This window comes from Burkholderia sp. Z1, assembly GCF_014893795.1.
Classification (GTDB): Bacteria; Pseudomonadota; Gammaproteobacteria; order Burkholderiales; family Burkholderiaceae; genus Burkholderia; species Burkholderia theae.
Genome location: NZ_JACFYL010000002.1, coordinates 2,478,549 through 2,501,431 on the forward strand (window position 1 = coordinate 2,478,549; position 22,883 = coordinate 2,501,431).

Sequence of the window (22,883 nt, forward strand, 5' to 3'; positions counted from 1 at the left end):
TATCCCCGATTTCGCGTCAACCGACAAACGCGCGCGCCGCAGGTGCGCCGCTCGCCCCGCCGTTACATGAACGTCTTCAGGTTCACCGCCGGATCGGCAAGTTTCACGGGATCGGGCACCGCCCCCGCCGCGATCAGCCGGCGCGATGCGCCGATGTCACGGCCCAGGTTGGCTGCGGCCACCGCGACGATCCTGCCATCATCACCCAGCCCGAACACCGTGAACGGCCCGCTCGCCGGATCGCCGCGCACGACGATCGTGCGTTCGCTGCCGAACAGCCCGAGCATCTGCAGGTTGCAGTCGTACTGATCCGACCACAGCCACGGCAGCTCCGCATAGGTTTCGTCGGCGCCGAGCAGGTTCGCGGCCGCGACGGCCGGCTGGTTTTCGGCAACCTGCCACGATTCGATCCGCACGTGACGCCCGAGCAACGGATTGAAATGCATCGTCACCTCGCCCGTCGCGAAGATCGCGGAATCGGCCGTGCGGCAGCCGGCGTCGACACGGATCCCGTTGTCGACGTCGAGTCCGGCCGCCTGGGCGAGCTCGACATTCGGCACGACACCGATGCCGACCACGACGATATCGGCCGGCACGTCGCCGCGATCGGTCTCGACGATCGCGCCGCCGGACGGCGCGCGACGAATCGCGCGCGGCAGCGTCGCCATCTGGAAGATCACGCCGCGCGCGTCGTGCAATTGACGCGCATACGCACCGACGACTTCCGGCAACGCACGCTGCAGCAAGCGGGGCGCCGGGTCGATCACCGTCACGTCGCAACCGAGCTGGCGCGCCGCGGCCGCGACCTCGAGGCCGATGAAGCCGCCGCCGAGCACTGCGACGCGGCGGCCTGGAACAAGTTGCGCGCGCAACGCACGCGCATCGTCGACCGTGCGGACATAATGCGGCTCGACACCTTCGTCGATCGCACCGCCGAACGTGCGCACCCGCGAGCCCGTCGCGAGCACGAGCCGCGCGTACGGCAGCGTCGTGCCGTCGTCGAGCCGCACACGCTGCGCGGCGCGCTCGATCGCGTCGACCCGCGTGCCGAGCCGCAGCTCGATGCGCTGCGCGTCGTACCACGCCGCGTCGCGGATGAACGCGCGCTGCTCGCCGCCATCGGTCAGCAGCGCATCCTTTGACAGCGCGGGCCGGTCGTACGGCAGCTCGCGCTCCGCGCCGATCATCACGATGCGCGCCGCGGCATCACGTTCGCGCAGCGCTTCGGCCGTGCGCCGCGCCGCGTGGCCCGCGCCGACGATCACGAACGGGTCAGCCGACATTGACTTCCACCTGCCCGTCGACGATCCGGATCGGATAGGTCCGCACCGGCTCCGTGATCGGCGCGCATTTCGGCGCGCCGGTGCGGATGTCGATCAGCCCCTGGTGCAGCGGGCATTCGACGCAACCATCCTCCACATAACCTTCGGACAGCCGCGCATGGCCGTGCGTGCAGAGGTCGTGCATCGCGAACAGTTCGTCGCCGATCCGAAACACGGCGATCGGCTTCTGGCCGGCGACGCGCGCCGCCGGTTCGTCTTCGGAGAATTCGTCGAAAGTGCCGAGCGGATGCCACTCGGCCAGCGTTGCTTCGGTCATGTCGGTTCCTTGCTTCGTCAGATCGGGGTGGCGAGCAGCGTCTGCACGCGCGACGTGTCGTAGATCACCCGCTTGGTCTTGTAGCGCAGCCCGTCGGGCGTGCGCACGACCGTGTCGTAGTACTTGCCGGCCTGGTACACGTTCGATTCGCCGTTGCTGCGCGTCTGCACGACGACGTAGTTGCTCTCGGTGTCGATCTCGCCGTCGCGTTCGGCGACGATCGTCAGGCCCGACGTCATGTGCCGGTACGTGTGCTCTTCATAGATGTTCGCGTGCCGCAGCGACACCACGCGGTCGCGCAGCATCCGCTGGTTCGTACAGTGGACGATCCCGACCGGCAGCCCGAGATCGGCGTTTTCCTTCGGCACGATTTCGTACAGGCAGTCCTCGGTGAACATCTCCGGCCACTGCTCGATCCGGTCGTTGTCGAGATGGCTGATGTAGCGGTTCTGCAGCATGTAAATCTCGAACCACGTCTTCATGTCTTCCGTCATTTCGCGCTCCCGCTTCAATAGCCCATCAGCTTCTGGTAGCCGACCCAGAACTTGCGGATCAGGCTTTCGGTAATCACCGTGTCCTGCTGGTCCGGATTGCCGCGCGACATCTCGATCACCGACGTCGCGTCGCCGTCGCGCACCGTGCCGCGCTGCACGAGCTCGGTCGCCTCCGTGTCTTCCATCGAGATGTAGCCGGCCGGCCCGACGAGATTCGCCTGCTTGATGCGCAGCGCGCGCAGCTCGGGCGTGTCGTCCGCGTAGCCGAAGAAATGGAAGATCAGCTCGAAGTTGTCCGGGCCCTTCGGCAGGATCTGGCGCGCGACCAGCGTGTTGTGGATCTGCTGGATCACGAGCTGCGGGAAGATCGGCTGGATATGGTTCGTGCAGTCCTCGTCGTATTCCGACACGAGATCGAGGATCGATTCGTCCTCGAGGTGGAAGCCCTCGTCGAACGAGCGGATGTTCTGCTGCTTGTACGCGGCCGATGTGTCGTCGTTCGTCTTCGTCACCGTGATGATGCTGTGCAGCCCGTGGTTCGCGTCCGGAATCGAGCGCGCCTTCATCCCGACGCGGAAGATGTTGAAGGTCGTATGGAACAGGTGCAGCATGCTCGCGTGATACGGATCCTTCACGTTCTCCATGTACAGCTTCCAGTTCGACTTCGAATACTGGCGCGTGCAGCCGAGATACTCGATCGGCTTGTGGAAGATCCGGTCGATCCACGGGCGCATCTGCTCGCCGAGATAGTCGGGCAGCGGCATCACTTCATCGCTGAAGGTCGCGAACACCAGCCCGTGATAACTGTCGACGCGCAGCTTGCGCAGCCCGTGCTGCTTCGGATCGAAATCGGCAGGCATCCCCGACATGCCCTTCTGGCCGCGCCGGAACGGCACGCCGAGCAGGTTGCCCTGGTTGTCGAAGCTCCACTGGTGATAGACGCAGGTGTGCGAGCTCGCGTTGCCGCGCGACTTGCGGCACACCTGCGCGCCGCGGTGCGCGCAACGGTTCACCCACGCGGACAGCGTGCCGTCCTCGGTGCGCGTGACGACCACCGGCGTGTCGCCGACGAACGTGCTCTTGAAGTCGCCGGCGTTCGGGATTTCCGCCTCCAGCGCGACGAAGTTCCACGTCGGCCCGCGGAAGATGCGTTCCTGCTCGCGCTCGTAGACCGCTTGCGAGCTGAACACCTTGTATGGCACGCGCGAGCCGTCGTCGTGCGGAAAGGTCACGTCGGATGCATCGCCGCGGGCGGCGAATACGACGGGCGATTCTGTCTGCTCCATGTCGGACTCCTTGTCGATCTGTTTCGTTGAATGCATGGAGCCCATTTTTGAAAAGCTAATATTCGCCGTCTATCCGGAAAGTGCGATTGCGGCGGTGCAATATCCACTTTCGGCGGATTTCTGAGCTAGCATGGCGGCACACACGATGCCGCGTCCGGTCGCGACTCATTCGTCGGATCGAAACGCGGCGTCCCCAATTAGGCTGATGCCCATGTCCCCAACGTCGTTCGAGCCGCTCGCGCTGCGCGCGCACCGGCTGTTCGAATCCCGCGATCTCGACGAGACGCGCGAGCGGATCTCGCGCGTGATGCAGCCGCATGCGCTGCTGCCGAACGGGCGCGTGCACGGTGCGTCGCACATGGATTTCGTCAAGCTCGGCGGGCTCGGGATCGGCACGATCGCGTTCGGCGACGCGATGCGCGTGCAGGTCGACGCGGTCGACGGGTATTACCTGCTGATGTTCTGCCTGTCCGGCCAGGCCGAGGTGCGTGCGATGGGGCGGCAGCTCGGCGTCGATGGCCAGACCGGCGTGCTGTGTGCGCCCGGCGAGCGCTTCGACGCGGTACTGTCGGCCGATTGCGAGCAGTTCGTGCTGCGCATCGACGCGGCAACCGTCGGCTCGCTGACCGGCGACCCGCGCGCGACGCTCGACCCCGTGCTGCACATCAGCGACGCCGCGCTCTCCGCGTGGCGTCAGCAGCTGATGCTCGTCGCCCGCTCCCCCGAACTGCTCGAACGCGCGAACGCGAACCCGCGCGTTGCGTCGCAGCTCGAACATCTGCTGATCGACCTGCTGATCGAAGGCCATCCGCCGTCCGTGCTGCGCGCGTCGCACCGCGACCCGGCGCCGGGCTTCGTGCGGCGCGCGCAGGAGTTCGTGAACGCGCACTACGCGCAGCCGCTGCAGCTCGCCGATATCGTCCAGGCCGCCAACGTGCCCGAACGGACGCTGCGCGATGCGTTCCTGCAGTTCCGCGGGATGAGCCCGATGCAATACCTGCGCGCGACGCGGCTCGACCATGCGCGCGAGTTGCTGCGCGGCACCGCGTCCGACCGGCGGATCGCCGATGTCGCGCTCGATTGCGGGTTTACGCACCTCGGACGGTTCGCGATCGCTTACCGGGAAAAGTTTGGCGAATCGCCGTCGGAGACGCTCGACGGGAAGCGTTAACGTCGTCAGGCTGGCGCACCCGGAAGCCTGCCGGCTGGCCCTGAGATGGGAAGGAACGGCATCGGATCGCGCCGCCCTCTCCAAATTTGTCCGCGCACGCGGAAACAGACCGTTAGTTGCGATTCATAGCACCAACGACCGCCGTTACGCCCCCGGCACGATCATTTCCCGCGCAATCGCGCAGAACGCGGCCGTCGCCGCGCTTTCGCCGTGCAGCCGGCGGCTCATGATGATCGGCGACGTCGCAGCCGGTTCCGGCAAGCGCCGGTAGACGACCCCCTTCACACGCACACCCTCCACACTCTCCGGCACCAGCGACACGCCGACCTGCGCGGCCACGAGCCCGAGCGCCGTCTGCAATTCGCGCACCTCATGAACGGCGGCCGGCACCAGCGCGCCGTCGCGCAGCGCGGAGAGTTGCTGATCGGCGAAGCTCGGCCGCGGCGTGCTCGGATAGACGATCAGCGTCTCGTTCGCGATATCCGCGAGCGTCAGCGGCCGGGCCGGATCGGCGAGCGGATGCCCGACCGGCAGCGCCGCGATCAGCTTTTCCTCGATCAGCGCCTCGCGCACGACCTGATCGTCGTCGAAACGCAGGCGGCCGAACCCGACGTCGATCCGCCCGCCCTTCAGCGCGCCGAGCTGTTCGAGCGTGAACATTTCGATCAGCGACAGCTCGACGTCCGGCTGCGCCTCGCGAAACGCGCGGATCACGTCCGGCAGCGCGCCGTACAGCGTCGACGGCACAAAGCCGATCACGATCCGTTCCGACGACTGCGCGAGCCGCCGCGTCAGCGGGCCGAGCTCGTCGGCCTGGTCGACGAGGCGCTTCGCCTGCGCATAGAACACGCGCCCTGCGTCCGTCAGCTTCAGCGGCCGCGCGCCGCGCTCGAACAGCGGCAGCCCGATCTCGTCCTCGATCGCCTGGAGCTGCCGGCTCAGCGGCGGCTGCGTCATGTGCAGCCGCTCGGCCGCCCGCGTGATGTTCATTTCCTCGGCGACGGCGATGAAGTAGCGGAGCTGACGCAATTCCATTTCATGCCTCAAAGGTATGGAAGTAGTCGGAAAGAGTGTTGGACGACGCGGGGCGGGAATTCCTACCATGTGCACCAACAGGAGGAATCGCATGATAGCAACTGCCGCCACCATCGAACGCATCGAGACGTTGCTCGTCGACGTGCCGACGATCAGGCCCCACAAATTGTCGGTCGCCACGATGAATTGCCAGACGCTCGTACTGGTCCGAATTCGATGCACGGACGGTATCGAAGGCGTCGGCGAGGCGACGACCATCGGCGGTCTCGCGTACGGCGAGGAGAGCCCCGAGAGCATCAAGGTCAACATCGACACCTACTTCGCGCCGCTGCTGCAGGGCATGGACGCGACGCGCCCGGGCGCCGCGATGGCGCGTGCGCGCAAGCTGTTCCAGGGCAACCGCTTCGCGAAATGCGCGATCGAAACCGCGCTGTTCGACGCGCAGGCGCGTCGTCTCGGCGTGCCGCTGTCCGAACTGTTTGGCGGCCGCCGGACCGACGCGGTCGATGTTGCCTGGACGCTCGCGAGCGGCGACACGCAGCGCGACATCGCGGAAGCCGAAGCGATGCTCGACGCGCGCCGCCATCGCGCATTCAAGCTGAAGATCGGTTCGAACGCGGTTGCCGACGACGTCGCGCACGTGATCGCGATCAAGCGCGCGCTCGGCGAGCGCGGCGACGTGCGCGTCGACGTGAACCAGGCGTGGACAGAAACCGATGCGATCTGGGCCGGCGCGCGGTTCGCGGAAGCCGGCGTGAGCCTCATCGAGCAGCCGATCGCCGCGACCAACCGCGCGGGACTGAAACGTCTCACGCAGCTCGCGCAGGTGCCGATCATGGCCGACGAAACGCTGCATGGCCCGGTCGATGCGTTCGCGCTCGCGCAGGAACGCGCGGCCGACGTGTTCGCGGTGAAGATCGCGCAATCGGGCGGCCTGCAGGGCGCGGCGAGCGTCGCGTCGATCGCGTCGGCGGCCGGCATCGAACTGTACGGCGGCACGATGCTCGAAGGCGCGGCCGGCACGATGGCATCCGCGCAACTGTTCAGCACGTTCGACTCGCTGAAATGGGGCACCGAGCTGTTCGGTCCGCTGCTGCTCACCGAGGAAATCCTCGTCGAGCCGCTGCGTTACCAGGATTTCAAGCTGCACCTGCCGGCGACGCCCGGCCTCGGCATCACCTTCGACTGGGCCCGCATCGAACGGATGCGACGCGACGCCCGCTGATCCCCACACGACAACCGAAACCGGAGACACAGATGAACAAGCAAGCCATCGACGCACTGCTGAAAACCTTCGACGACGCCGCCGAGAAACCCGGCAACCCGCGCGTGCGCGCGATCGTCAACCGGATGGTGAAGGACATCTGCTACACGATCGAGGATTTCGACGTGCAGCCGAGCGAGTTCTGGACGGCGCTCAACTACCTGAACGAAGCCGGCCGCGAATTCGGGCTGATCGCCGCGGGCCTCGGCCTCGAGCGCTTCCTCGACGTGCGGATGGACGAGGCCGAGGAGAAGGCCGGCATCCAGGGCGGCACGCCGCGCACGATCGAAGGGCCGCTGTATGTCGCGGGTGCACCGGAGTCGGTCGGCCATGCGCGCCTCGACGACGGCAACGATCCGGGCCAGACGCTCATCATGCGCGGCCAGGTGCTCGGCAAGGACGGTGCGCCGATCGCGAACGCGCTCGTCGAGGTATGGCATGCGAACCATCTCGGCAACTACTCGTACTTCGATCAATCGCAGCCTGCGTTCAACCTGCGTCGCTCGATCCGCACCGATGCCGAAGGCCGCTACAGCTTCCGCAGCGTGCTGCCGGTCGGCTACAGCGTGCCGCCGGGCAGCAAGACCGAGCAGCTGCTCGACCAGCTCGGCCGCCACGGTCATCGTCCCGCGCACATTCACTTCTTCGTTTCGGCGGACGGTTATCGTAAGCTGACGACGCAGATCAACATCGAAGGCGATCCGCACATCTGGGACGACTTCGCATTCGCGACCCGCGAAGGGCTGATCCCGAAGATCAAGCAGGCCGAAGGCGCGGAAGGCAAGCCGTATGGTGTCGACGGACAGTTCGCGCTGATCGACTTCGATTTCTCGCTGCTCAAGGAAAAGCAGGACGTGCCGGCGAGCGAAGTCGAGCGGGCCCGCGCGCAGGCCTGAGCGGCCGCCCCGTTCGACGAATCGATAACGCAAGGAGTGCAGGATGCTGTTTCATGTGGAAATGACGGTCCGTCTGCCGACGGACATGGATCCGGTCAAGGCGGCCACGCTGAAGGCGGAAGAAAAAGCGATGTGCCAGCGGCTGATGAACGAAGGGACCTGGCGGCATCTGTGGCGGATCGCAGGGCAGTATGCGAACGTCAGCATTTTCGATGTCGAGAGCGTGCAGCAGTTGCATGATCTGCTGAGTCAGCTGCCGCTGTTTCCGTATATGGAGATGGAAGTGCGGGCGCTGTGCCGACATCCGTCGTCGGTTCGGGAAGACGATCGGTAATTCGCGTAGCGGCCCATGTGCCGGTTACCCGGCACGTGGGCCCGCGCGCGGCTATTCTACCGTGGGCAACGATGTGACGAATTCGGCTCGATCGCCAACCTGGTCCAGTGTCCAGCGCCGCTGAGTGCGCAGTTTGACCCATCGGGTGCGCTCGCCATCCTCGGACGTGTGTCCGATCGACACCTTGGCCTTGCCCGTTGAGTAGTTCACGCTGAGCGTGCGTATATCGCCCGTATTGCGCATTACCGAACTGTTGTCGTAACCGATTAACACGAATTTCCGGTCCTGCCATCGAAACGTATACGTGGTCGATCCCATTTCCCAGCTCCCCGCGCTGGAAAAACGACTCAACGTTACCCGCAACGTACCCCGGCTGATACCCACACCGCCCTCTTCCAGCGCATCCGAAAGGCACGGCGATTCCCGCGTCGGTATCAGCGTTTCGTTTCGCAGTGCGAGCGCGTACTGACCGTCTGGTCGAGCAAAGGCGACGACAAGGATACGAGGATTCGCGTCGAACGGGTTCTCGCACATGCCGTCATGCGCTATCACGTTCGCAGGATCCGTGTCACGCAGGACCAACACAAGATCGTCGCGGCCGTCGCCGTTCAAGTCGCCCTTATCCTGAAGTTCAAGCTTCCAGCCCTTGGGCACGAAGCCTTCAGGCTTTGCAGCCAACGTCGCGATGGACGGGGACGGTATGTCCCGCCTGTCCTGCGCAGCCACATGTGCTGATACGGCAACCCCAAGCCAGATCGCCAGCCTTGCCAGACTCGAGGACGTCGCGAGTTTGGTCACGCTCGGAATATTCTGCACGATTCTCATAGCTTTTTTCATGAATGAAACGCCCTGCGTTTGCACGCGATATCAGCTCTCTATTGCCGTCTCCGCCGTTCATCTAGAAGTCACTGACTTCGCGACTTCTCCTGCCACCTGTAGTCCGTTCAGCGACAGATCCATTCGAAGCGGCTTATCCGGATCGAGCTTCTTTTTCTCAATCACCCGCTTCCAGTCTCCTAGCGCTCCGGGGGCGCGGTACAACGCAACGATCGCAACGTACTTCGTCTCGCGTTGCATGGGCTGCGACAGACTCGACGACGCGCCAGGACTCACAACTGTCGACATATCTGCCTGCAGATCCTGTGCGAGAACGGTCCGATCGTTCTTCAACAGGTCCTCATATGTTGCTTCATCGAACATGTTGCGATCCTTCAACTGATATACGCGAACCGCTACCGACGTCGCTCGCCCCGCCTCGTCCGGATTCAGTGCAGCCCGTGCCGCGAGATCGACATTCAGCACCTTCACCTGCTTGAAAAACACGGCGCGATAGGCGTTCGACGACGCATCCGAGACGGACTGCCAGGCACCGCAGCCCGACAGAAGCAATGCTGCGGCAACGGTTGCCGCATTTATTCGATTGAACATGAAGGCTCCGGAATCAGATCGTGCGTGGCACGAAATGCGAGTTCGATTGAGGTGTCGGAAATGCCTCGTAGATACCGAGCGCGATATCGATCAGGCGCACGTCCTCGGAGGGCAACACCGTGGTCCAGCCGAGACGAGGCGCAGGATCTGCACGTCCTGCCCCGACAACCGGACTCGGAACGAAGCGGGACGACACTTTCATTCGCAAATGCACATCGGCTTTCACGCCGACATACAAGCGAATGAACGCCATCAACTCGCGATGCAACGACGCGCCCCGCAATAGTTCGTGTGCTTGCTGTGCATCGACGGGTTGCAGCGTCACACATACGGCACGGCTGCGATACGCGATGCGCCGGCCGAGCACGTAACCCCCGCCGAGCCCGACGCGCCGGTCGTCCCGTGAAGCTGCAATCGCCACGCGTGTCGACGTCAGCGGCCTCGGCTGGCCGGCGCTCGTCGTCACAGCCCAGAACTCGTCGACGCGAACGCCGACGCGCGGCGCGGCAAGCGCAATGACGCCGGCCAGCCCTTCGGATGTTCGCGTGCGCTGAATCAGGAGACCGAGCAGCGCCAGCATTCGCGACGCCGGCAAACCGGCACGCGCAGGCTTGTCGCCCCATCCGAATCCTGCCAGACACAACAGGCTCCGGGAATAATCGTCGACACCGCCGGCCCGAAAACGCTCAGGATAGCGGTATTTCTTCCATGTGCGGTACAGCAGCGTCGCGATGCGATGATTGAACGGGTCGAGAAACGCCTCGACCGCTTCATGTCCCTCTTCGCGCAGCGCGATCTCGTCGACCGTATGCGACGGCATCGCCGCATCGACCCCGTACAGCCCCATGAACGTTGTGCGGATGGTCGGCGGCGCATTGCCATCCTCGTCGTCGATCTCGACCACCGCCATCTCGCCGGCCGGAAAGCCCAAACGAGGACGCGGCTGGAATCGCACCGGCTCGTGTTCCGGCGTATCTCGCGTGCCGAATCCGGGCGTGTCGGGATCACCGGCTTCCAGCAGCCGACAGAACTGCATGAAGTTCATCTTCGGCGCACGCGCCAGCAGGCTCCCGACAATGACCGGAAGCGCTTGTGCATCGGTCGCTTCGATGCCAACCCGATTGAATGACCGCGTCATAGTGCCGCCCTCTGCACCTTGCCGCGCGGCCACTCCGTCCGAAGCTGGGACGGCAGGCTGACGATCGCCAGCTTAGTAAAAAGGTTGATCTCCGCGTATGCCTCGAAGAACCGATGCAGCAATTCCCCGAACAGCATCACGTCGCCTTCGCCGGAAAAAGCGTGCGAGTCGAGCGTGATCTCGATCAGCACGCCCCGCTCGACCGCACCGCCCGACACCTCTTCGATCAATTCCTGCGACACATGCAAAATTCCCGCGAGCCGTCGCCGGTTCAGCTCGTCGCTGGTCCAGTCGTAAAGCGCCAGGGCGCCGCGCAACACTTCCGCGTTCATCATCGACAGGAAGTTCGGCGCCAGATGCGACAGCACTCGCCACTGAAAACGATCCTCCGTCGGCGGGTACAGCGGCAACTTCGGCGACACGAGATTACGCACGCCGGCAACGCTTTGCGTACTGACCGCAATCTCGTTGAGACTTGCCTCGCGCAAACCCTTGCGCGGCAGCATCCCGTTCGTGCCGGTCACGCGCAAGGACAGGCTCTCCTCTGGAAGCGTGTCCATCGTTTCCCACGCATGACCGCCGAGAATCACCCAGGTTTCGTGCAGCCCCGACATGCCGGGACGCACGCGCGTATGGAAATAGCGCTCGGGGGCCTCGTGCCGCAGCATGCCGCCTCGATGACGGAACGTGGCGAACGGCACGTATTCGTATCGTTCGGCCGTATCGTGGTCGAATGTCGCGATCGCGTCGACCGAATACGTTTCGACATGCTCGCCCTGATGGCCGGCCGGCACGACGCGATATTCGGATTCGTGATGATCGATCTCGATCGGCTCGGCATCGAGTTCGAACAGGTTGATGACCGGCGTGCAGAACAGCCGCACGTTTTCTGCGCTGAAACGCTGGTCCGACGGATACGCGTGCTTCAGTACGATTTCGAGTTCGAAGCGGGTCGCACCTTCCGGAAGCTTCGCGACATCGAGTCCGCACAAGTCGACGAACAGAAACTTCTCGCGAAACGTGAAGTACTCGAGCAGAAGCTGATACCCGGAAAACGCGGCATCGGCCTTGGGCCACAGCCGCTCTTCCGTCGAGAATCCCGCGGGCTCGATCGTGACACCGGCGAGCGGCACCGGTTCGCCGTCGCGAATTTCCGGGATGCGCCAGCAGATCGCGTCGACCTGCCTTGTGAGCGCGAGATGCATCGCGAATGCGGTCGGAAGATCCGCGTTCAGATGCACACGCAGGCGCGACAGGTTCGTTTCGTTGCGCAGTGCGGATCCCTCCAATGCGAAGCCGATCCTGATCACCGACCGGCCGTCATGTCGCACGGCCGGACCGGCGTGGGTAATCGTAACCGGCTGAAGCGCGACGGGTTGTGTGGTCCGGTACAAGCACTGGATCGTTCGCGACGCCGAACCTTCGACACCGCCGGGCGACGGGACATTGATCGGTGCTGATCTGACGGATGCGCCGGCCGGCACCACTTCGGTCTTCTGCAGTTTCTCCGCGAACGGCATCAACTCCACGATCGACAGCGACGGAATCATCCGCAGATAGTGCGGCCACAACAGGCTGACGAGTCCTTCGGTCAGTTCTGGCAATTCGTCGTCGAGTTTTTGTCGGAGTCGGCCGGTCAAGAACGCGAAACCCTCGAAGAGCCGCTCAACGTAAGGGTCGCGATCACCTACGCGATCGAGATTGAGCAGACGCGCGCGATCGGGATGCGCCTTCGCAAACTCCTTGCCGGATTCGCGCAGATAGCGCATTTCCGCTTCGTAGTAGCGCAGGATGGAATCGTTGTTGTCCATGAGAATCCGTTACGAAAGGGTCAAGGCGCGAGCGGGATCGAGCACGGTGAGTTCGGCCTGCAGTTCGGCAACACGACGCATGAGCGCCGGTTTGTCGGCATCTTTGCGGCTGCTCATCGTTTTCAATGCCTTGACTAGTTGTTGCTTGACTTCGAACGTCAGCGCCGGCTCCCAGCGCATCAGCGACAGTGACCGCGACGACGCATCGAGCTCGGCAAGCAGCGCGAGCGCCGCATCGGGACGGCCGGCATGATCCGCCAGCCGGGCCATCACGAGCCGCTGCAGGTAGCGATGCCGATCGGTTTTCATGCCGGGCAGCGCTTCAAGCCAAGCGAAGGCCGTCTCGATGCCGTCGCGCGCTGCCAGTTCGCGTGCCTGGGTCTCGATTTCAGGCCAGTCGCCGGCGGCGTCGCCGTCGCTATCCGCGGAGACCGGCAGCGGCGCCACCGTCTCGCCCGCCTCCAGGTCGCGCACGACCGCGTGCCGGGCGATCCATTCGAGCGTCGTGTCGTCGGCGAACGGCGTGCCGTCGCTGAATGCCAGCCGTTCGATGCCCGGCAACCGTTCGAGAAACAGCGCAAAGTCGGCGCGCAGCAGTTCGCGCCACGCGCTGTACGGCGTACCGACGTGATCGAGCGCGACATGCTGGAAGTACTGCAGATCGAACCACAGGTGATTCACGCCTTCCATGAACGCGCCCTCGACACGCTCCAGCAACTCGTGCCAGTGCTTCTGCAGCACGAGACGCTTCATCTGCTGGCGCAACTCGGCGCGCGGCGGCGCCAGACGCGTATGCGATGCGGCATCCGCTGGCGGCACGTCATGCAAGGTGTCCCAGCGAACGCTGCGCACGAGGCGCACCGACGGCAAATAGCCGTTTTCCTGATCCCGCAGCCACACCGACATCGAACGTGCCTGATCGAGCAGGTCGCGCGCAGACGCGATCGCCCCGGTCGAAGCGGGAACCGAAGCGATCTTTTGCGACGAGACCACGCCAGGATTCGCACTGCGAGCTGGTTCCTCCCTGCGGTCGAAACGGGTAACCAGCGGCTGCAGATTCGGCCGCGCGGCCTCCGGCCAGTTTCCCGTTTGTTCGACGAGCACGTCGAGCGCAGCAAGCGCACGTTCGAGATCGGCCAGCGCAAAGTCGCCACGGCTGTCCAGCGTCTCGATCATGCGCGAAGTCGCCAGCATTTCCATCGCCGCCCGCTTCGCCTCGGCTCGCGCGGGCAGCGCGGCGTCGCCGAACCGGTCGACTAGCGAAGCAGCCAGTTCGAGTCCGTCGGCAAAGCCGGCCGGACCGTCCTGCCGCAACCTCGCAAACGTGTAGTAGCCGACCAGACGCAGATCCTTCCCGGTTTCCTTGAGCAATTGCTCGCAGGTGCGGACGATCAGGCCGTCGTCGATTCCCGACAGCTTGTTTGCCTCGTCCTTCAATTCGAAGAACGCATCCTCGTAGCCGGGATCGCGGCCGCACGCGTGTTCGCCCGGTATCGGGGCCAGCCATGCCGCCCAGGTGGTCTGTCGAGATTCCTGCAGCGAATCAACGCGAGGTCCGCCGACGAGTGTCTTTACGAAATTGGCAAGCGTCATGGCAGGTCTCAGAACGTAAATGCGTCGCCGAGCAAACGGAGGGCGTGTCCGAACGGTTTGGTGGAGGCATCGGAAGATGTGGAATTCGTCGCCAGCGAAGACACCGCCATTCGCGGATCGCCCTTTGGTGGTTTCTCGACGGGCGCGCTCGGACGCGCTTCCGCTATCGCGGTCGTCTCACGGGGCGCCTTCCTGGACTCCAGCGGCATCGCTTCAGCCGGCCATGTCATCGCACCCGGCAGCCCCGGTGGCAACGGAACGGCAGCGTGCCTGGCTCCGGCAATCGCGGCAGCCGGCAACGGCGGCGGACTGGCCATCGACACCTTCGGCCCGGCACTCGCCGCCCCGGTCATGAAAATCCGTGCAGGCAGCACGAAGTTGCGCAACTGGAGAACGTCGAGCGGGCCGGCGCCCGCCTCGCTGCGCAGTTGCACCTTCAGCGGGATGCCCTGGCTCGTATCCGGCGTCCAGGTCAGCAGGTAACGTGCGTTGTCCTGTTGCGTGACCTTCGCTCGCTCGAACAGGCGCACCAGTCCGAAGCGCCCCTGCGAATCGAGCGCCGTCCGCAAGCCACCCTGCTCCGTCTGCCATTCGATATGCGACAGGTTTTCGAGCGACTGGCCAGGCCATTCGAACGACGTCCATTCCTGCTTCTGGTTGAAATAGTGCAATTCGCGGCCGGACAACACGAATCGCATGTCGGTGACGCCCGGCGTCGGCACCGCCTGCAACTCGTAGCGCACGCGTGCATCGCCCGACGGGAACAGCACCGTCGAAATGCGCGTGAGTTTGTTCAACCCGCTCAGGAAGCCCGGATCGATCGTCAGCGCACCGGAATTGGTGCCCTGTGCGGGCATCCAGCGGTCGCCCTGCCGCTCGATGACGCCGGCGAGCTGCGTCGTTACGAATTGCGTGATCACGCCACCATCGGGCCGTATGAAGCGCGCCATTTCGGGCAGCGACGCGTCGTTGTCCGAGTCCGCGAACGGATAGCGGCCTCCGAACGACTTGTTCCAGTCGGCCACGATCGCCGCGCGCCAGATTTCGTTCAGGCTCGACGCGGCCGGCTGCACGATGACCTGCCATGCCTGATCGAACGGCTCCCGGAACAGTGCGCCGAAGCCGGACCATTGCTCGCCGAGGCTCGCTGCAACCCGACTCGCATAGTCGCGGCTGTCGGCAATGTCGGATGTTTTGCCCTGCAACACCGACTGGGCGGCCAGTCGCGCAACCGCATCTGGATCGGCGCTGGAGACGATTTGCGACGTCTTCAGGCGCATGGCCGTGATGCGCTCCAGATAGCGGGCGAGGCTCAGGTCACCGGTCGCGGCCATTTGCGCGGCGGCGGCTTTGCCGTTGGCCGGCACACCGGAGACGAGATCGCTGCCGGTCAGACGCAGGATCGGGCCGAACGCGGCCGCCAGTGGCGCAAGCTGCGGCTTAACCTGCTTCGACGGATCCTTTTCGTCGGCGCCGACGAGCTGCTGCGCCTTGCTGATCAGCGTGTCGGACAGCGACTGCGTGCTGGCACCTGTTCCCGCCTGATAGACGATCGCGTTCATCAGCGCGACGAGCGGCGAACGTTGCGGATCACCCAACAAGGTCAATTGATCGGCCGTGGCGGAAAGCGTCGGTGCCGGTTGCCAGCGCACGCCATTGAGGAACTGTGCCCAGGCGCGCGCATAGTCGTCGAAATAGCGTTGGCGCAACTCGTCCTTTAGCGTCGACGAGGACTGGCCGGCGGCCTTGGTGTCGGAAAGCACCCAGTCGCTTGCCACGTCGTGTTGCTCGCCGGCTTCGTCGATGGCCTTGGCGATCCGTTCGTCCCATGCTGCGCGCGTGAATACGCCCGGTATGGTCATGGTCGTGTTGAACAAACCAGGGCTTGTCGCGCCACCGGCACCGGCCTGGGATGCCGCGTCACCCAGCAGCGTGGAAAGCGACACCGGCGGGTACTTCGGCGTCGCTTCGTCGAGGATCTGCTGATAGACCGCGTCCCGTGAATTCTGAATGCCCCGAACACCGATCACCGTCTGGCGAGTCGCTGCGATCAAGGTACTGTCCGGAACGATTGCCAACGCAGCCGCGGTCGACTTCGCACCGGGTCCCAGATGGTTCGTGAAGAATGCAACGGCTTGCTGCCGCAAGTCCTCCCATCTGCCTGGCGACAACGACGAATTGACGGGGTGCGCCGGCATTGACGTCGCGACGAGCTGGGGTGTCAGGAACGCGGCCACCGCGCGCTCCGGCTTCGCGAGCATCAGATAGGTCTTGAGCGTGTCGTACGCGGCCTGTACTTGCGCATCGCCGCCGCTGGCGATTTCTGCGTCGGATAACGATGCCAGTTGATGCAGTCGCGCCTCGAGCTGCCGGCGAATCGGGCCGACGAGAATGCGGTTTGCCGCATCGGCGTAGTGCGGCCAGAGGGCATCGAGCAATGCGTGGTCGCGATTCAGGCCGAAGCGGGCACTCAGCTGTGCGCGGGAGCGCTGGTGAATTTCAAGCGTGTCGATCTGTCGGTCAAGATGGGTAAGCGTCTGCAGGGACTGTGTCGGATCCTTGGCTTCCTTGAGATTCACGACCGTGTCTGCCGCACTTCCGATCGTCGCGCGGTTGACGAATCCGGACAGCATCGTGCCGGCAATCCAGCAGCCGATCACGGCTGTCGCCATCCACGCTGCCGTGGACGACAGCGAAAAGCCGACTCGGCGACCATGAACCTTGCGGCAGTGATCGGCGACGGTTTGCCAGATCGTTCGATGTCGAGGACCGAGTGGCGAGTCGTCGTCGCTCGTATCGCTTGATAACGGCAGTTCGAGTTCGCGCTCCTTGAACAACGGGGCGAACAGCAGGCCGTGAACCCCATGTTTCCAGATACGGGATTGGTTAGCTTCCAGCACGAGACCCGTCAACGCAGAGCGCAGATTGCCAATATGCTGAGACAACTCGACGGGATAGCGATCGCGTGCGTCTTTGGTGAGGCGTACAACTCCCGTGCTCGCCAGATCGTAGGTGAGATCTTGCAGCGACGAATCGATACCGTCTGCATTCAGGCGCGCGTTCGACCAGGTAAAGCCGATTGCTTCATCCAGGCTCGACGTCATGCTGCCGAAATCGGTGGCGTCGAGCAGATATGCGGGCGCCGCCCAGCGCAGGGCACGCGCGTGACGCGCCAGTTGCCGGCTAACGCCATCGACGTCGAACGGCACATCGGCTGAACTGCGATTACGTGTCACCGCAACGATCGCATCAATCGGGCGGTACCGGCGCAGGCGGCGGATCTGATCGAGCCATTCCGTCTCGAGCGTGTCTCGGGTTTGCCTGGCGTACAGCAGGATCGTATCGCCGGTGATGACATACCCCGTGTCGGCAAGTCCTGGTGCCAAGCGCTTTACCAGCGGCAGGTCGCCGGCGACTAGCACCCATCGTTCGCGATAGCGCCAACGCCTGCCGTGACGGTCACGCAGGAAATTCCGCAGCGTCGTAGCTCTGTCGACTGATCCCGGTGGACCGCTCTGATCGTTGTGGTCGACGGACGCTGCGCGTTTGCCTGCGTCGTAACGAGCGAACCAACGGGATGCTCTCAGCGAGGCAATCGAAAGCAGCACAAACTCGAAGTACTTGATCGACAGGATCACTATCAGCAAACCCACCACCAGCAAAAGCTCGATGATGATCCGGGTATCGCGCGACCATCCGTGACGGGGCCCCTCAATCCATACCACGCTACTGAGCACCAGAAAGACGATCAGCGCCGCGATACCTATGAAGAGGCCTGCCGGCCGAGTCTTGTTGTCGTTCTTGTTATCGTTCATGTCTGCTTTCTGCACATGAGGGCGATCAGTTCTTCACCTTCGCCACACAGCACTAGTTGCGGGTCGCCCGTTGTCCAGGCACTTTCTGCAGCAAGGGCGGCAGCCAACCACGGCCCTGCGCCGGAACAGTCGCCCACCGACGTCTCGAGCGAGATCCATCGCGTTTCGTCGGGAAACGACGCGACTTGCCGAACTGCACTGACTCTTTCGCCGGTCAGGCCGTGCGTCCACGCCGTGCGCAGACGGTCGCGCGAAGTTTGTCCCCAGCGCACGGCAAGCTCAAGCGTTCGGGCGGCGGTATCGAGCGAGCCTCTGGCGGGGCGATGCAACCGCAACCCGACTGGCATGGTCGGTGACTCAAGGCGCGGGTGTCCGACGAGCAGCGCGACACCCGCCTCTGCAACGCCATCGGACAAGACAGAACTGATTGCATCGCGAAGCTCAACGGCGACCAGCAGGTGGACCGTATTCACAGCTCGGTTGTCCAGCCAAGCGTCCGTTCGGAAGAGCGAAATCGTGTGTTCACCCGGTGTGACGTCCACCTTCAACGCAGGCACTCGTTCAGTGAGCACTTCCCGTAGCCGGGTCTCGAAAACCTCGGATTTCAGCCTGGATCGATGATGAAGCTCGATCTGAAGCGTCGTTCTCGGTGGAAGCGTATTAAGCTGCGGCAGGAGACGGTCTATCAAGCGTTTGAGCAGCCACGTACACACGGCATGATGCCGAGCATGTTCAGTGAGTTCGTTACCCGGATGAAAATGCATCTCCGGAATGTCGAGCCAACGTGCATTGACTTCACTATCCGCGACTGCGCCGCTCGGCCGAAGCTTCGCCAATTCAGTTCCCGTCAGTATTCCTTCAAGCGAGTTTTCCGAATCGTTCGCGGCGAAGCACCATGCATGGCCCAGTATCGCAAGCGGTCTGCTCGACATCGCGTGACATGCCTGCTCGGCTTCATCACAAACGCGGTTGATCGCGATCGCCTGATTGCGACGGGTGTAGCCGTGCGCGAGCCACGCGAATAGCAGGAAAGCCCAGAATAGGAATGGATAACCAACGACACAGAGCCCGAACCACAGCGTATTCGTCGTGCGGTCCGTCGGCCAAAATGTGATCGTCAGTCCTGCCCCGGCCCCCATGACGAGCACCAGCAGGGGCGTCCAGACGATCATCGAGGCTCGGGGCGGAGGCGGCACATCCACACGCGGCGGTACGCGATTGAAATCGACGGGCATTGCTTACTTAACCTGAGCTCCGGTCGACGAGGCAATGAGGGCCGCCCCACACCGCGTGCGATCGCCATCGCGCGATAACGGCGTGGTGCAATCCTTCATACTGCCGCTGCCTTCGACGATTTCGTTGTCGCCGTGGATCGGGCACGAGACTTTGTCACCCACACGGGCGGCCCGGCGACCCTTTACCTTGATGCGATCCGAACCGGTCAGGATCTTGCCGCCGTGGCTCGTTGCGTCACCTTCGTATGCGAGATTTTTCACTACGAAATCCCCCCGATTTTATTACCGAGCGCCAATTGATCGGTACGTTTCCCTGGCAATTGATTGATATGCGATTGCACGTATTGACGCATCGTTACCACATGAACAATTAGAGATTTTTTCCTTCCTTTTATATATCGAAATCCCAGAAGAAAACATCGGACCACCATCGCCCTTAATGACCCTGTCGTACAAATAGTATGTGCGGCCAAGCCAATAAAATCGAATATGCGCTTCCCCACCCCCTGCATAAGGAGCATATGACAAGAAGAATAAATCTTTCGCATCTTGTTTGCTACCCGGAGTCTGAAAATTCACCTTTCCATCAACCCCATTTCGATAGATCAGGACTCCATTCTCTGTTGATTGACAAAGCGACGAAACAGATTTTTCAAGTTCGCAGTTGAAGATCGCCACCTCTTTTGTAGTGCACATTCCTTCGGCGCGCGCGACCACCACCGAAGCAATGCCAATGATTGAAGTAGAGACAAATTGATAAATTCTCATAAATTACTCTATCGAAAGACTCAAGAGATGTACCACCCTATTGCGGCGACAACGGCAATCATTATTTCCAATCCGCCAGTCATGACTCGTTGCACAGTCTTCGCATGAGACATTTTTCACTTCATTCTTTCCATCATTAATTGATGCGGCACTAAAATGGCATTTTTAGGAGCATAGAATTCCCCTTCAATGGGATTTCTGACAACATGCCAAATTAGACGCCCATTAACCATCCTCAGGAAAGCATTTCCGTTCTTTGCACCAAAAAATGAATAGAAATTGACGAAAGCCGATTTTCCATCACCACCAATAATCCCATCGATATTTTTATTTTCTTCATCATCGCAGTCTATTTTGTTTCCGTTTTGCGCGATCGCACAATATTGACCATAAAGTCTATCCCCCTGTTTTTTTAGGTCAATTGAGAACGTCATGGTGCCAGACGAATTACTCCAGCCCCACTCGCCGACAAAAGAATCCATGGGTGACGCGCACCCACTGGCCGAAACCACAACGAATACGCATCCTAAAATTAGACTCTTAACTCTATCTGCGACATTGATCATTTGTAGTCCAAGCATCTATCAACTCGTTTTGTCCATCCATCCAAAAATTTATAATTTTTATTCGGCTTCCCTTTTTTATCGTACGCAAGGTAGGTATAATATTGCTTCCGCACCACTCCAATTTTTTGCACGAGCTCATCCTGATTTTCAATGGAATTGATGCTGTCTATAAAAAATTTCGACATCACATTGTCGTGTGAAATTTCAATATAATAATCCGAAGTGAGCAGCTCCTGAATTTTTCTAATAGCCTGGCCAGATGTTATCGTCCAGTCGTATATATTCAGTGCAGTTTTTTCATTTAGTATCTTGCAAAAACCGCGAGGCTCCCAGTACCGCTTCAGATATATCACCTTAGCCTGATCATCGGTCAGTGCTTTCAGGTTTTCCAACGTCGGCTCCACGCCGACGTCATCTTGGGCGTATGCTTTCCAAGTAGCCCACGCGATACCTTTGTTAGTAGCCCCTCCAGAGTCATTTGGATCATTCACAAATCCACCCTCATTGAAAAGAACTATCTTTGATACTTTTTCAAAACGCACTTTACAGTCACATTCAAGCGCGAAGTTTGCTACGAGTCCAATTGCATTAATATGGCAAACATCCTGATCCGGAAAATCCGAAACACCAGCCATCACATCGGCCCACCACGCGAGCGCTTCGATCCGCTTCTGTTCTTCCTCATACTGGAGCTTCGGCCCCGTCTGCTTTTCCAACTCGGCGACCAACTGCTTCCATTTCGACGAATTCGCCCACTCACTTTCATGTTTCACGATCAACCGCGACGCCGCCTGCATCAACCACGGATATCCACCGCGCTCGGTCCGAGACAGTGCGCATAATTCATAAGCCGCTCGCTTGCCATCTCCTGCCGTAAACAACGCGTCATACACCTTAAGCATCAACGGACTGAGCTTCGAACGCGAAGCAAGGTCGTCAACATTGGCGCCTCTCGCATAATCAACCCACGCCTGCGTTGTCACAAAGATCGTATGCGCCGGATCATGGGTATCCGCCAGGCACTCGAAATCAATCCACTTCTGTGCGAATTCTCGGGTCACCTGGCCGCCCGCGTGGTTAAAGTCGCACACCCAGCCGTCAATCGGTTGACCGTGTGCATTCACCCCGTGAACATGCCACCAGTTCACCGGATAGCCCGGATCGGGATTCGGACGCGGCTCGGCAACTCGTCGATCCGGGTCACGCGCCAGTTCAGCAAGCGAATACACCTGAACGACGTCCGTCTTTCTCAACTGTGGGTCAACACCAGGGAAAAATTTCTTCTTGTCTTGAGTACGTTGATACAGCACCGTACCCGGCGCGATCCGCAGGATCGTCGGCTCGGATGGCAGGCCCAGTGCAGTCCAGTCCTCCTTGTTCGGACTGTGTTGATTGACCCATGCACGTCCTTGTTCGAGGAACGACTGGATGCTGTCATCGCAGAAGACTTCGATGTGTGCCATTCGGGTTCCCGAACTACACTGGTTCAGCGAGTCGTAGCGCCCCAAGTGCCCAATCAGGTCTCCTGCCTTGACCGGAATGCCGGACGCGTCACCTGGCGCACCTTGGTCAGTCGTCACGACGACCCGATCAAATATAGAGTCCTCGACAGTCTCTTCAGCAACCGGCCCACCGTTTTCCTGGCCGAGAAAGACCCACTTACCGATCGCACTCGACGGCTCGATGTATTCACCTGCTTTCTGTGGATACAGTGATGTCCCACGAAGATCCGTCAACTGTCCCCACGGCTTTCCGTTCATCGCCTCAATCTTTCCGATGCCGACGTTGGCCCCTTGCGGCAGAATCGCGATGGGGCTACCGCCCGGGGTCTTGCGAATACGCAGCCCCTGCTGTGCCGGATCGGGAGCCTGCCCGCTTCGGCCTGACGCTTGCTTGTCCTGCGCATACTGCGTCACCAGCCATTGCCGCGGCCAATACGGCGGCTTTTCCCGCTTCGGGAAGTTTGCGTAGTCTTCCCAGGACATCAGATGCATGTATAGGCTGTAAAACGTCAGCTTCGTGTCCCGTGGGAATTCCATCGTGTGCCGCACCAGCGCGAAGGCCGTGCTATACGGTGCCTCGTACGGCGATCCGCCATCTGCCGTTGCAACCTCGCTGACTGGATAGGTTTTATTGGCGCGAAACGCGATCAACACGCCATCGGCGATGCAGCGCAATCCTCCGTCGAGGTCCAACGACTGCCCAGCGCCGGCCTCCGTGACATGGATGCCGCCATGCCACATGCCGTTACTGCTCGCGAGATAGGTACCGGACGACTCACGCTCGGCCAGCAACCGATAAATGTCATGCTCGTTGGTGAATCGAGTGGATGCCTCGGACTTGCCCTGCCCTTTGCGCAAAAACGGAAACGCGAACGGCAATTGCTTCAAACTGGCTTTGGCAGGCTGCTGCGGCGTCGGTGATTTCTTCGGTGCGGCTTTGGTCGCCAT

20 protein-coding genes are annotated in these 22,883 nt (G+C 61.9%); 4 read left to right on the plus strand and 16 right to left on the minus strand.

Annotated elements, in window-relative coordinates; all coding sequences use genetic code 11:
• Positions 1 to 62: 62 nt before the first annotated feature.
• From andAa to andAc, 4 genes are read right to left on the minus strand one after another with little or no spacing between them, the layout of a single operon-like run.
• Entirely contained in the window at positions 63 to 1,283 is a 1,221-nt protein-coding gene (gene andAa, locus H3H55_RS28040) for an anthranilate 1,2-dioxygenase system ferredoxin--NAD(+) reductase (protein ID WP_193101062.1), read from the minus strand.
• On the minus strand, positions 1,273 to 1,599 hold the full coding sequence (gene andAb, locus H3H55_RS28045; RefSeq protein WP_129516794.1) for an anthranilate 1,2-dioxygenase ferredoxin subunit AndAb: 327 nt from the start codon (positions 1,597 to 1,599) through the stop codon (positions 1,273 to 1,275). The genes andAa and andAb overlap by 11 nt, the downstream gene beginning before the upstream one ends.
• A 17-nt stretch (positions 1,600 to 1,616) precedes the next feature.
• Positions 1,617 to 2,093, minus strand: coding sequence for an anthranilate 1,2-dioxygenase small subunit AndAd (andAd, locus tag H3H55_RS28050; RefSeq protein WP_048250146.1), 477 nt, complete (start codon positions 2,091 to 2,093; stop codon positions 1,617 to 1,619).
• 14 nt (positions 2,094 to 2,107) lie between these two features.
• Positions 2,108 to 3,379: an anthranilate 1,2-dioxygenase large subunit AndAc gene (andAc, locus tag H3H55_RS28055; protein WP_193101063.1), complete on the minus strand. Its 1,272-nt coding sequence runs from the start codon at positions 3,377 to 3,379 to the stop codon at positions 2,108 to 2,110.
• 211 nt (positions 3,380 to 3,590) lie between these two features.
• Between andAc and andR the strand changes: the two genes are divergently transcribed.
• Entirely contained in the window at positions 3,591 to 4,550 is a 960-nt protein-coding gene (gene andR, locus H3H55_RS28060; RefSeq protein ID WP_048250144.1) for an anthranilate 1,2-dioxygenase regulatory protein AndR, read from the plus strand.
• Positions 4,551 to 4,694: 144 nt separating this feature from the next.
• Here the strand turns inward: andR and H3H55_RS28065 are convergent, their stop codons facing one another.
• Positions 4,695 to 5,585, minus strand: a complete 891-nt coding sequence (locus H3H55_RS28065) for a LysR family transcriptional regulator (RefSeq protein ID WP_048250143.1) — start codon at positions 5,583 to 5,585, stop codon at positions 4,695 to 4,697.
• Between the two features lie 91 nt (positions 5,586 to 5,676).
• Here H3H55_RS28065 and H3H55_RS28070 point away from each other — a divergent pair, with 91 nt between their 5' ends.
• The 3 genes from H3H55_RS28070 to catC are packed head-to-tail and all read left to right on the plus strand — an operon-like array spanning position 5,677 to position 8,079.
• Entirely contained in the window at positions 5,677 to 6,810 is a 1,134-nt protein-coding gene (locus H3H55_RS28070; protein ID WP_193101064.1) for a muconate/chloromuconate family cycloisomerase, read from the plus strand.
• A gap of 32 nt (positions 6,811 to 6,842) precedes the next feature.
• Positions 6,843 to 7,745, plus strand: a complete 903-nt coding sequence (catA, locus tag H3H55_RS28075; RefSeq protein WP_193101065.1) for a catechol 1,2-dioxygenase — start codon at positions 6,843 to 6,845, stop codon at positions 7,743 to 7,745.
• Between the two features lie 43 nt (positions 7,746 to 7,788).
• Entirely contained in the window at positions 7,789 to 8,079 is a 291-nt protein-coding gene (gene catC / locus H3H55_RS28080) for a muconolactone Delta-isomerase (RefSeq protein WP_011355923.1), read from the plus strand.
• Between the two features lie 51 nt (positions 8,080 to 8,130).
• On the opposite strand, the gene H3H55_RS28085 is transcribed toward catC, so the two are convergent.
• From H3H55_RS28085 to H3H55_RS28135, 11 genes are all read right to left on the minus strand, one after another.
• On the minus strand, positions 8,131 to 8,916 hold the full coding sequence (locus H3H55_RS28085; RefSeq protein ID WP_193101066.1) for a hypothetical protein: 786 nt from the start codon (positions 8,914 to 8,916) through the stop codon (positions 8,131 to 8,133).
• A gap of 57 nt (positions 8,917 to 8,973) precedes the next feature.
• A complete protein-coding gene (gene tssJ / locus H3H55_RS28090) occupies positions 8,974 to 9,507 on the minus strand; it encodes a type VI secretion system lipoprotein TssJ (protein ID WP_193101067.1) in 534 nt (177 codons plus the stop codon).
• A gap of 13 nt (positions 9,508 to 9,520) precedes the next feature.
• Complete coding sequence (gene tssG / locus H3H55_RS28095; protein ID WP_193101068.1) at positions 9,521 to 10,645, minus strand: type VI secretion system baseplate subunit TssG; 1,125 nt, start codon at positions 10,643 to 10,645, stop codon at positions 9,521 to 9,523.
• Positions 10,642 to 12,456 (minus strand): type VI secretion system baseplate subunit TssF, encoded by a 1,815-nt coding sequence (gene tssF / locus H3H55_RS28100; RefSeq protein WP_193101069.1) that lies wholly within the window; start codon positions 12,454 to 12,456, stop codon positions 10,642 to 10,644. The genes tssG and tssF overlap by 4 nt, the downstream gene beginning before the upstream one ends.
• A 9-nt stretch (positions 12,457 to 12,465) precedes the next feature.
• Positions 12,466 to 14,049 (minus strand): type VI secretion system protein TssA, encoded by a 1,584-nt coding sequence (tssA, locus tag H3H55_RS28105; protein ID WP_193101070.1) that lies wholly within the window; start codon positions 14,047 to 14,049, stop codon positions 12,466 to 12,468.
• 8 nt (positions 14,050 to 14,057) lie between these two features.
• Positions 14,058 to 17,864: an ImcF-related family protein gene (locus H3H55_RS28110; RefSeq protein WP_193101071.1), complete on the minus strand. Its 3,807-nt coding sequence runs from the start codon at positions 17,862 to 17,864 to the stop codon at positions 14,058 to 14,060.
• Positions 17,861 to 19,036 (minus strand): hypothetical protein, encoded by a 1,176-nt coding sequence (locus H3H55_RS28115; protein ID WP_226800388.1) that lies wholly within the window; start codon positions 19,034 to 19,036, stop codon positions 17,861 to 17,863. The genes H3H55_RS28110 and H3H55_RS28115 overlap by 4 nt, the downstream gene beginning before the upstream one ends.
• A 66-nt stretch (positions 19,037 to 19,102) precedes the next feature.
• Positions 19,103 to 19,360 (minus strand): PAAR domain-containing protein, encoded by a 258-nt coding sequence (locus tag H3H55_RS28120; protein ID WP_193101073.1) that lies wholly within the window; start codon positions 19,358 to 19,360, stop codon positions 19,103 to 19,105.
• Between the two features lie 21 nt (positions 19,361 to 19,381).
• Positions 19,382 to 19,867: a hypothetical protein gene (locus H3H55_RS28125; protein WP_193101074.1), complete on the minus strand. Its 486-nt coding sequence runs from the start codon at positions 19,865 to 19,867 to the stop codon at positions 19,382 to 19,384.
• A gap of 116 nt (positions 19,868 to 19,983) precedes the next feature.
• Complete coding sequence (locus tag H3H55_RS28130) at positions 19,984 to 20,448, minus strand: hypothetical protein (RefSeq protein ID WP_193101075.1); 465 nt, start codon at positions 20,446 to 20,448, stop codon at positions 19,984 to 19,986.
• Positions 20,430 to 22,883: a glycosyl hydrolase 108 family protein gene (locus tag H3H55_RS28135; protein ID WP_193101076.1), complete on the minus strand. Its 2,454-nt coding sequence runs from the start codon at positions 22,881 to 22,883 to the stop codon at positions 20,430 to 20,432. The genes H3H55_RS28130 and H3H55_RS28135 overlap by 19 nt, the downstream gene beginning before the upstream one ends.

Coding starts and splice junctions, on each gene's coding strand:
- tssG (WP_193101068.1), bottom strand. CDS start 10,645: ATGACGCGGTCATTCAATCGGGTTGGCATCGAAGCGACCGATGCACAA.
- H3H55_RS28070 (WP_193101064.1), top strand. CDS start 5,677: ATGATAGCAACTGCCGCCACCATCGAACGCATCGAGACGTTGCTCGTC.
- H3H55_RS28115 (WP_226800388.1), bottom strand. CDS start 19,036: ATGATCGTCTGGACGCCCCTGCTGGTGCTCGTCATGGGGGCCGGGGCA.
- H3H55_RS28130 (WP_193101075.1), bottom strand. CDS start 20,448: ATGCTTGGACTACAAATGATCAATGTCGCAGATAGAGTTAAGAGTCTA.
- andAa (WP_193101062.1), bottom strand. CDS start 1,283: ATGTCGGCTGACCCGTTCGTGATCGTCGGCGCGGGCCACGCGGCGCGG.
- andR (WP_048250144.1), top strand. CDS start 3,591: ATGTCCCCAACGTCGTTCGAGCCGCTCGCGCTGCGCGCGCACCGGCTG.
- H3H55_RS28110 (WP_193101071.1), bottom strand. CDS start 17,864: ATGAACGATAACAAGAACGACAACAAGACTCGGCCGGCAGGCCTCTTC.
- tssJ (WP_193101067.1), bottom strand. CDS start 9,507: ATGTTCAATCGAATAAATGCGGCAACCGTTGCCGCAGCATTGCTTCTG.
- andAb (WP_129516794.1), bottom strand. CDS start 1,599: ATGACCGAAGCAACGCTGGCCGAGTGGCATCCGCTCGGCACTTTCGAC.
- andAc (WP_193101063.1), bottom strand. CDS start 3,379: ATGGAGCAGACAGAATCGCCCGTCGTATTCGCCGCCCGCGGCGATGCA.
- H3H55_RS28065 (WP_048250143.1), bottom strand. CDS start 5,585: ATGGAATTGCGTCAGCTCCGCTACTTCATCGCCGTCGCCGAGGAAATG.
- H3H55_RS28085 (WP_193101066.1), bottom strand. CDS start 8,916: ATGAAAAAAGCTATGAGAATCGTGCAGAATATTCCGAGCGTGACCAAA.
- tssA (WP_193101070.1), bottom strand. CDS start 14,049: ATGACGCTTGCCAATTTCGTAAAGACACTCGTCGGCGGACCTCGCGTT.
- H3H55_RS28135 (WP_193101076.1), bottom strand. CDS start 22,883: ATGGCGACCAAAGCCGCACCGAAGAAATCACCGACGCCGCAGCAGCCT.
- tssF (WP_193101069.1), bottom strand. CDS start 12,456: ATGGACAACAACGATTCCATCCTGCGCTACTACGAAGCGGAAATGCGC.
- catA (WP_193101065.1), top strand. CDS start 6,843: ATGAACAAGCAAGCCATCGACGCACTGCTGAAAACCTTCGACGACGCC.
- H3H55_RS28125 (WP_193101074.1), bottom strand. CDS start 19,867: ATGAGAATTTATCAATTTGTCTCTACTTCAATCATTGGCATTGCTTCG.
- andAd (WP_048250146.1), bottom strand. CDS start 2,093: ATGACGGAAGACATGAAGACGTGGTTCGAGATTTACATGCTGCAGAAC.
- catC (WP_011355923.1), top strand. CDS start 7,789: ATGCTGTTTCATGTGGAAATGACGGTCCGTCTGCCGACGGACATGGAT.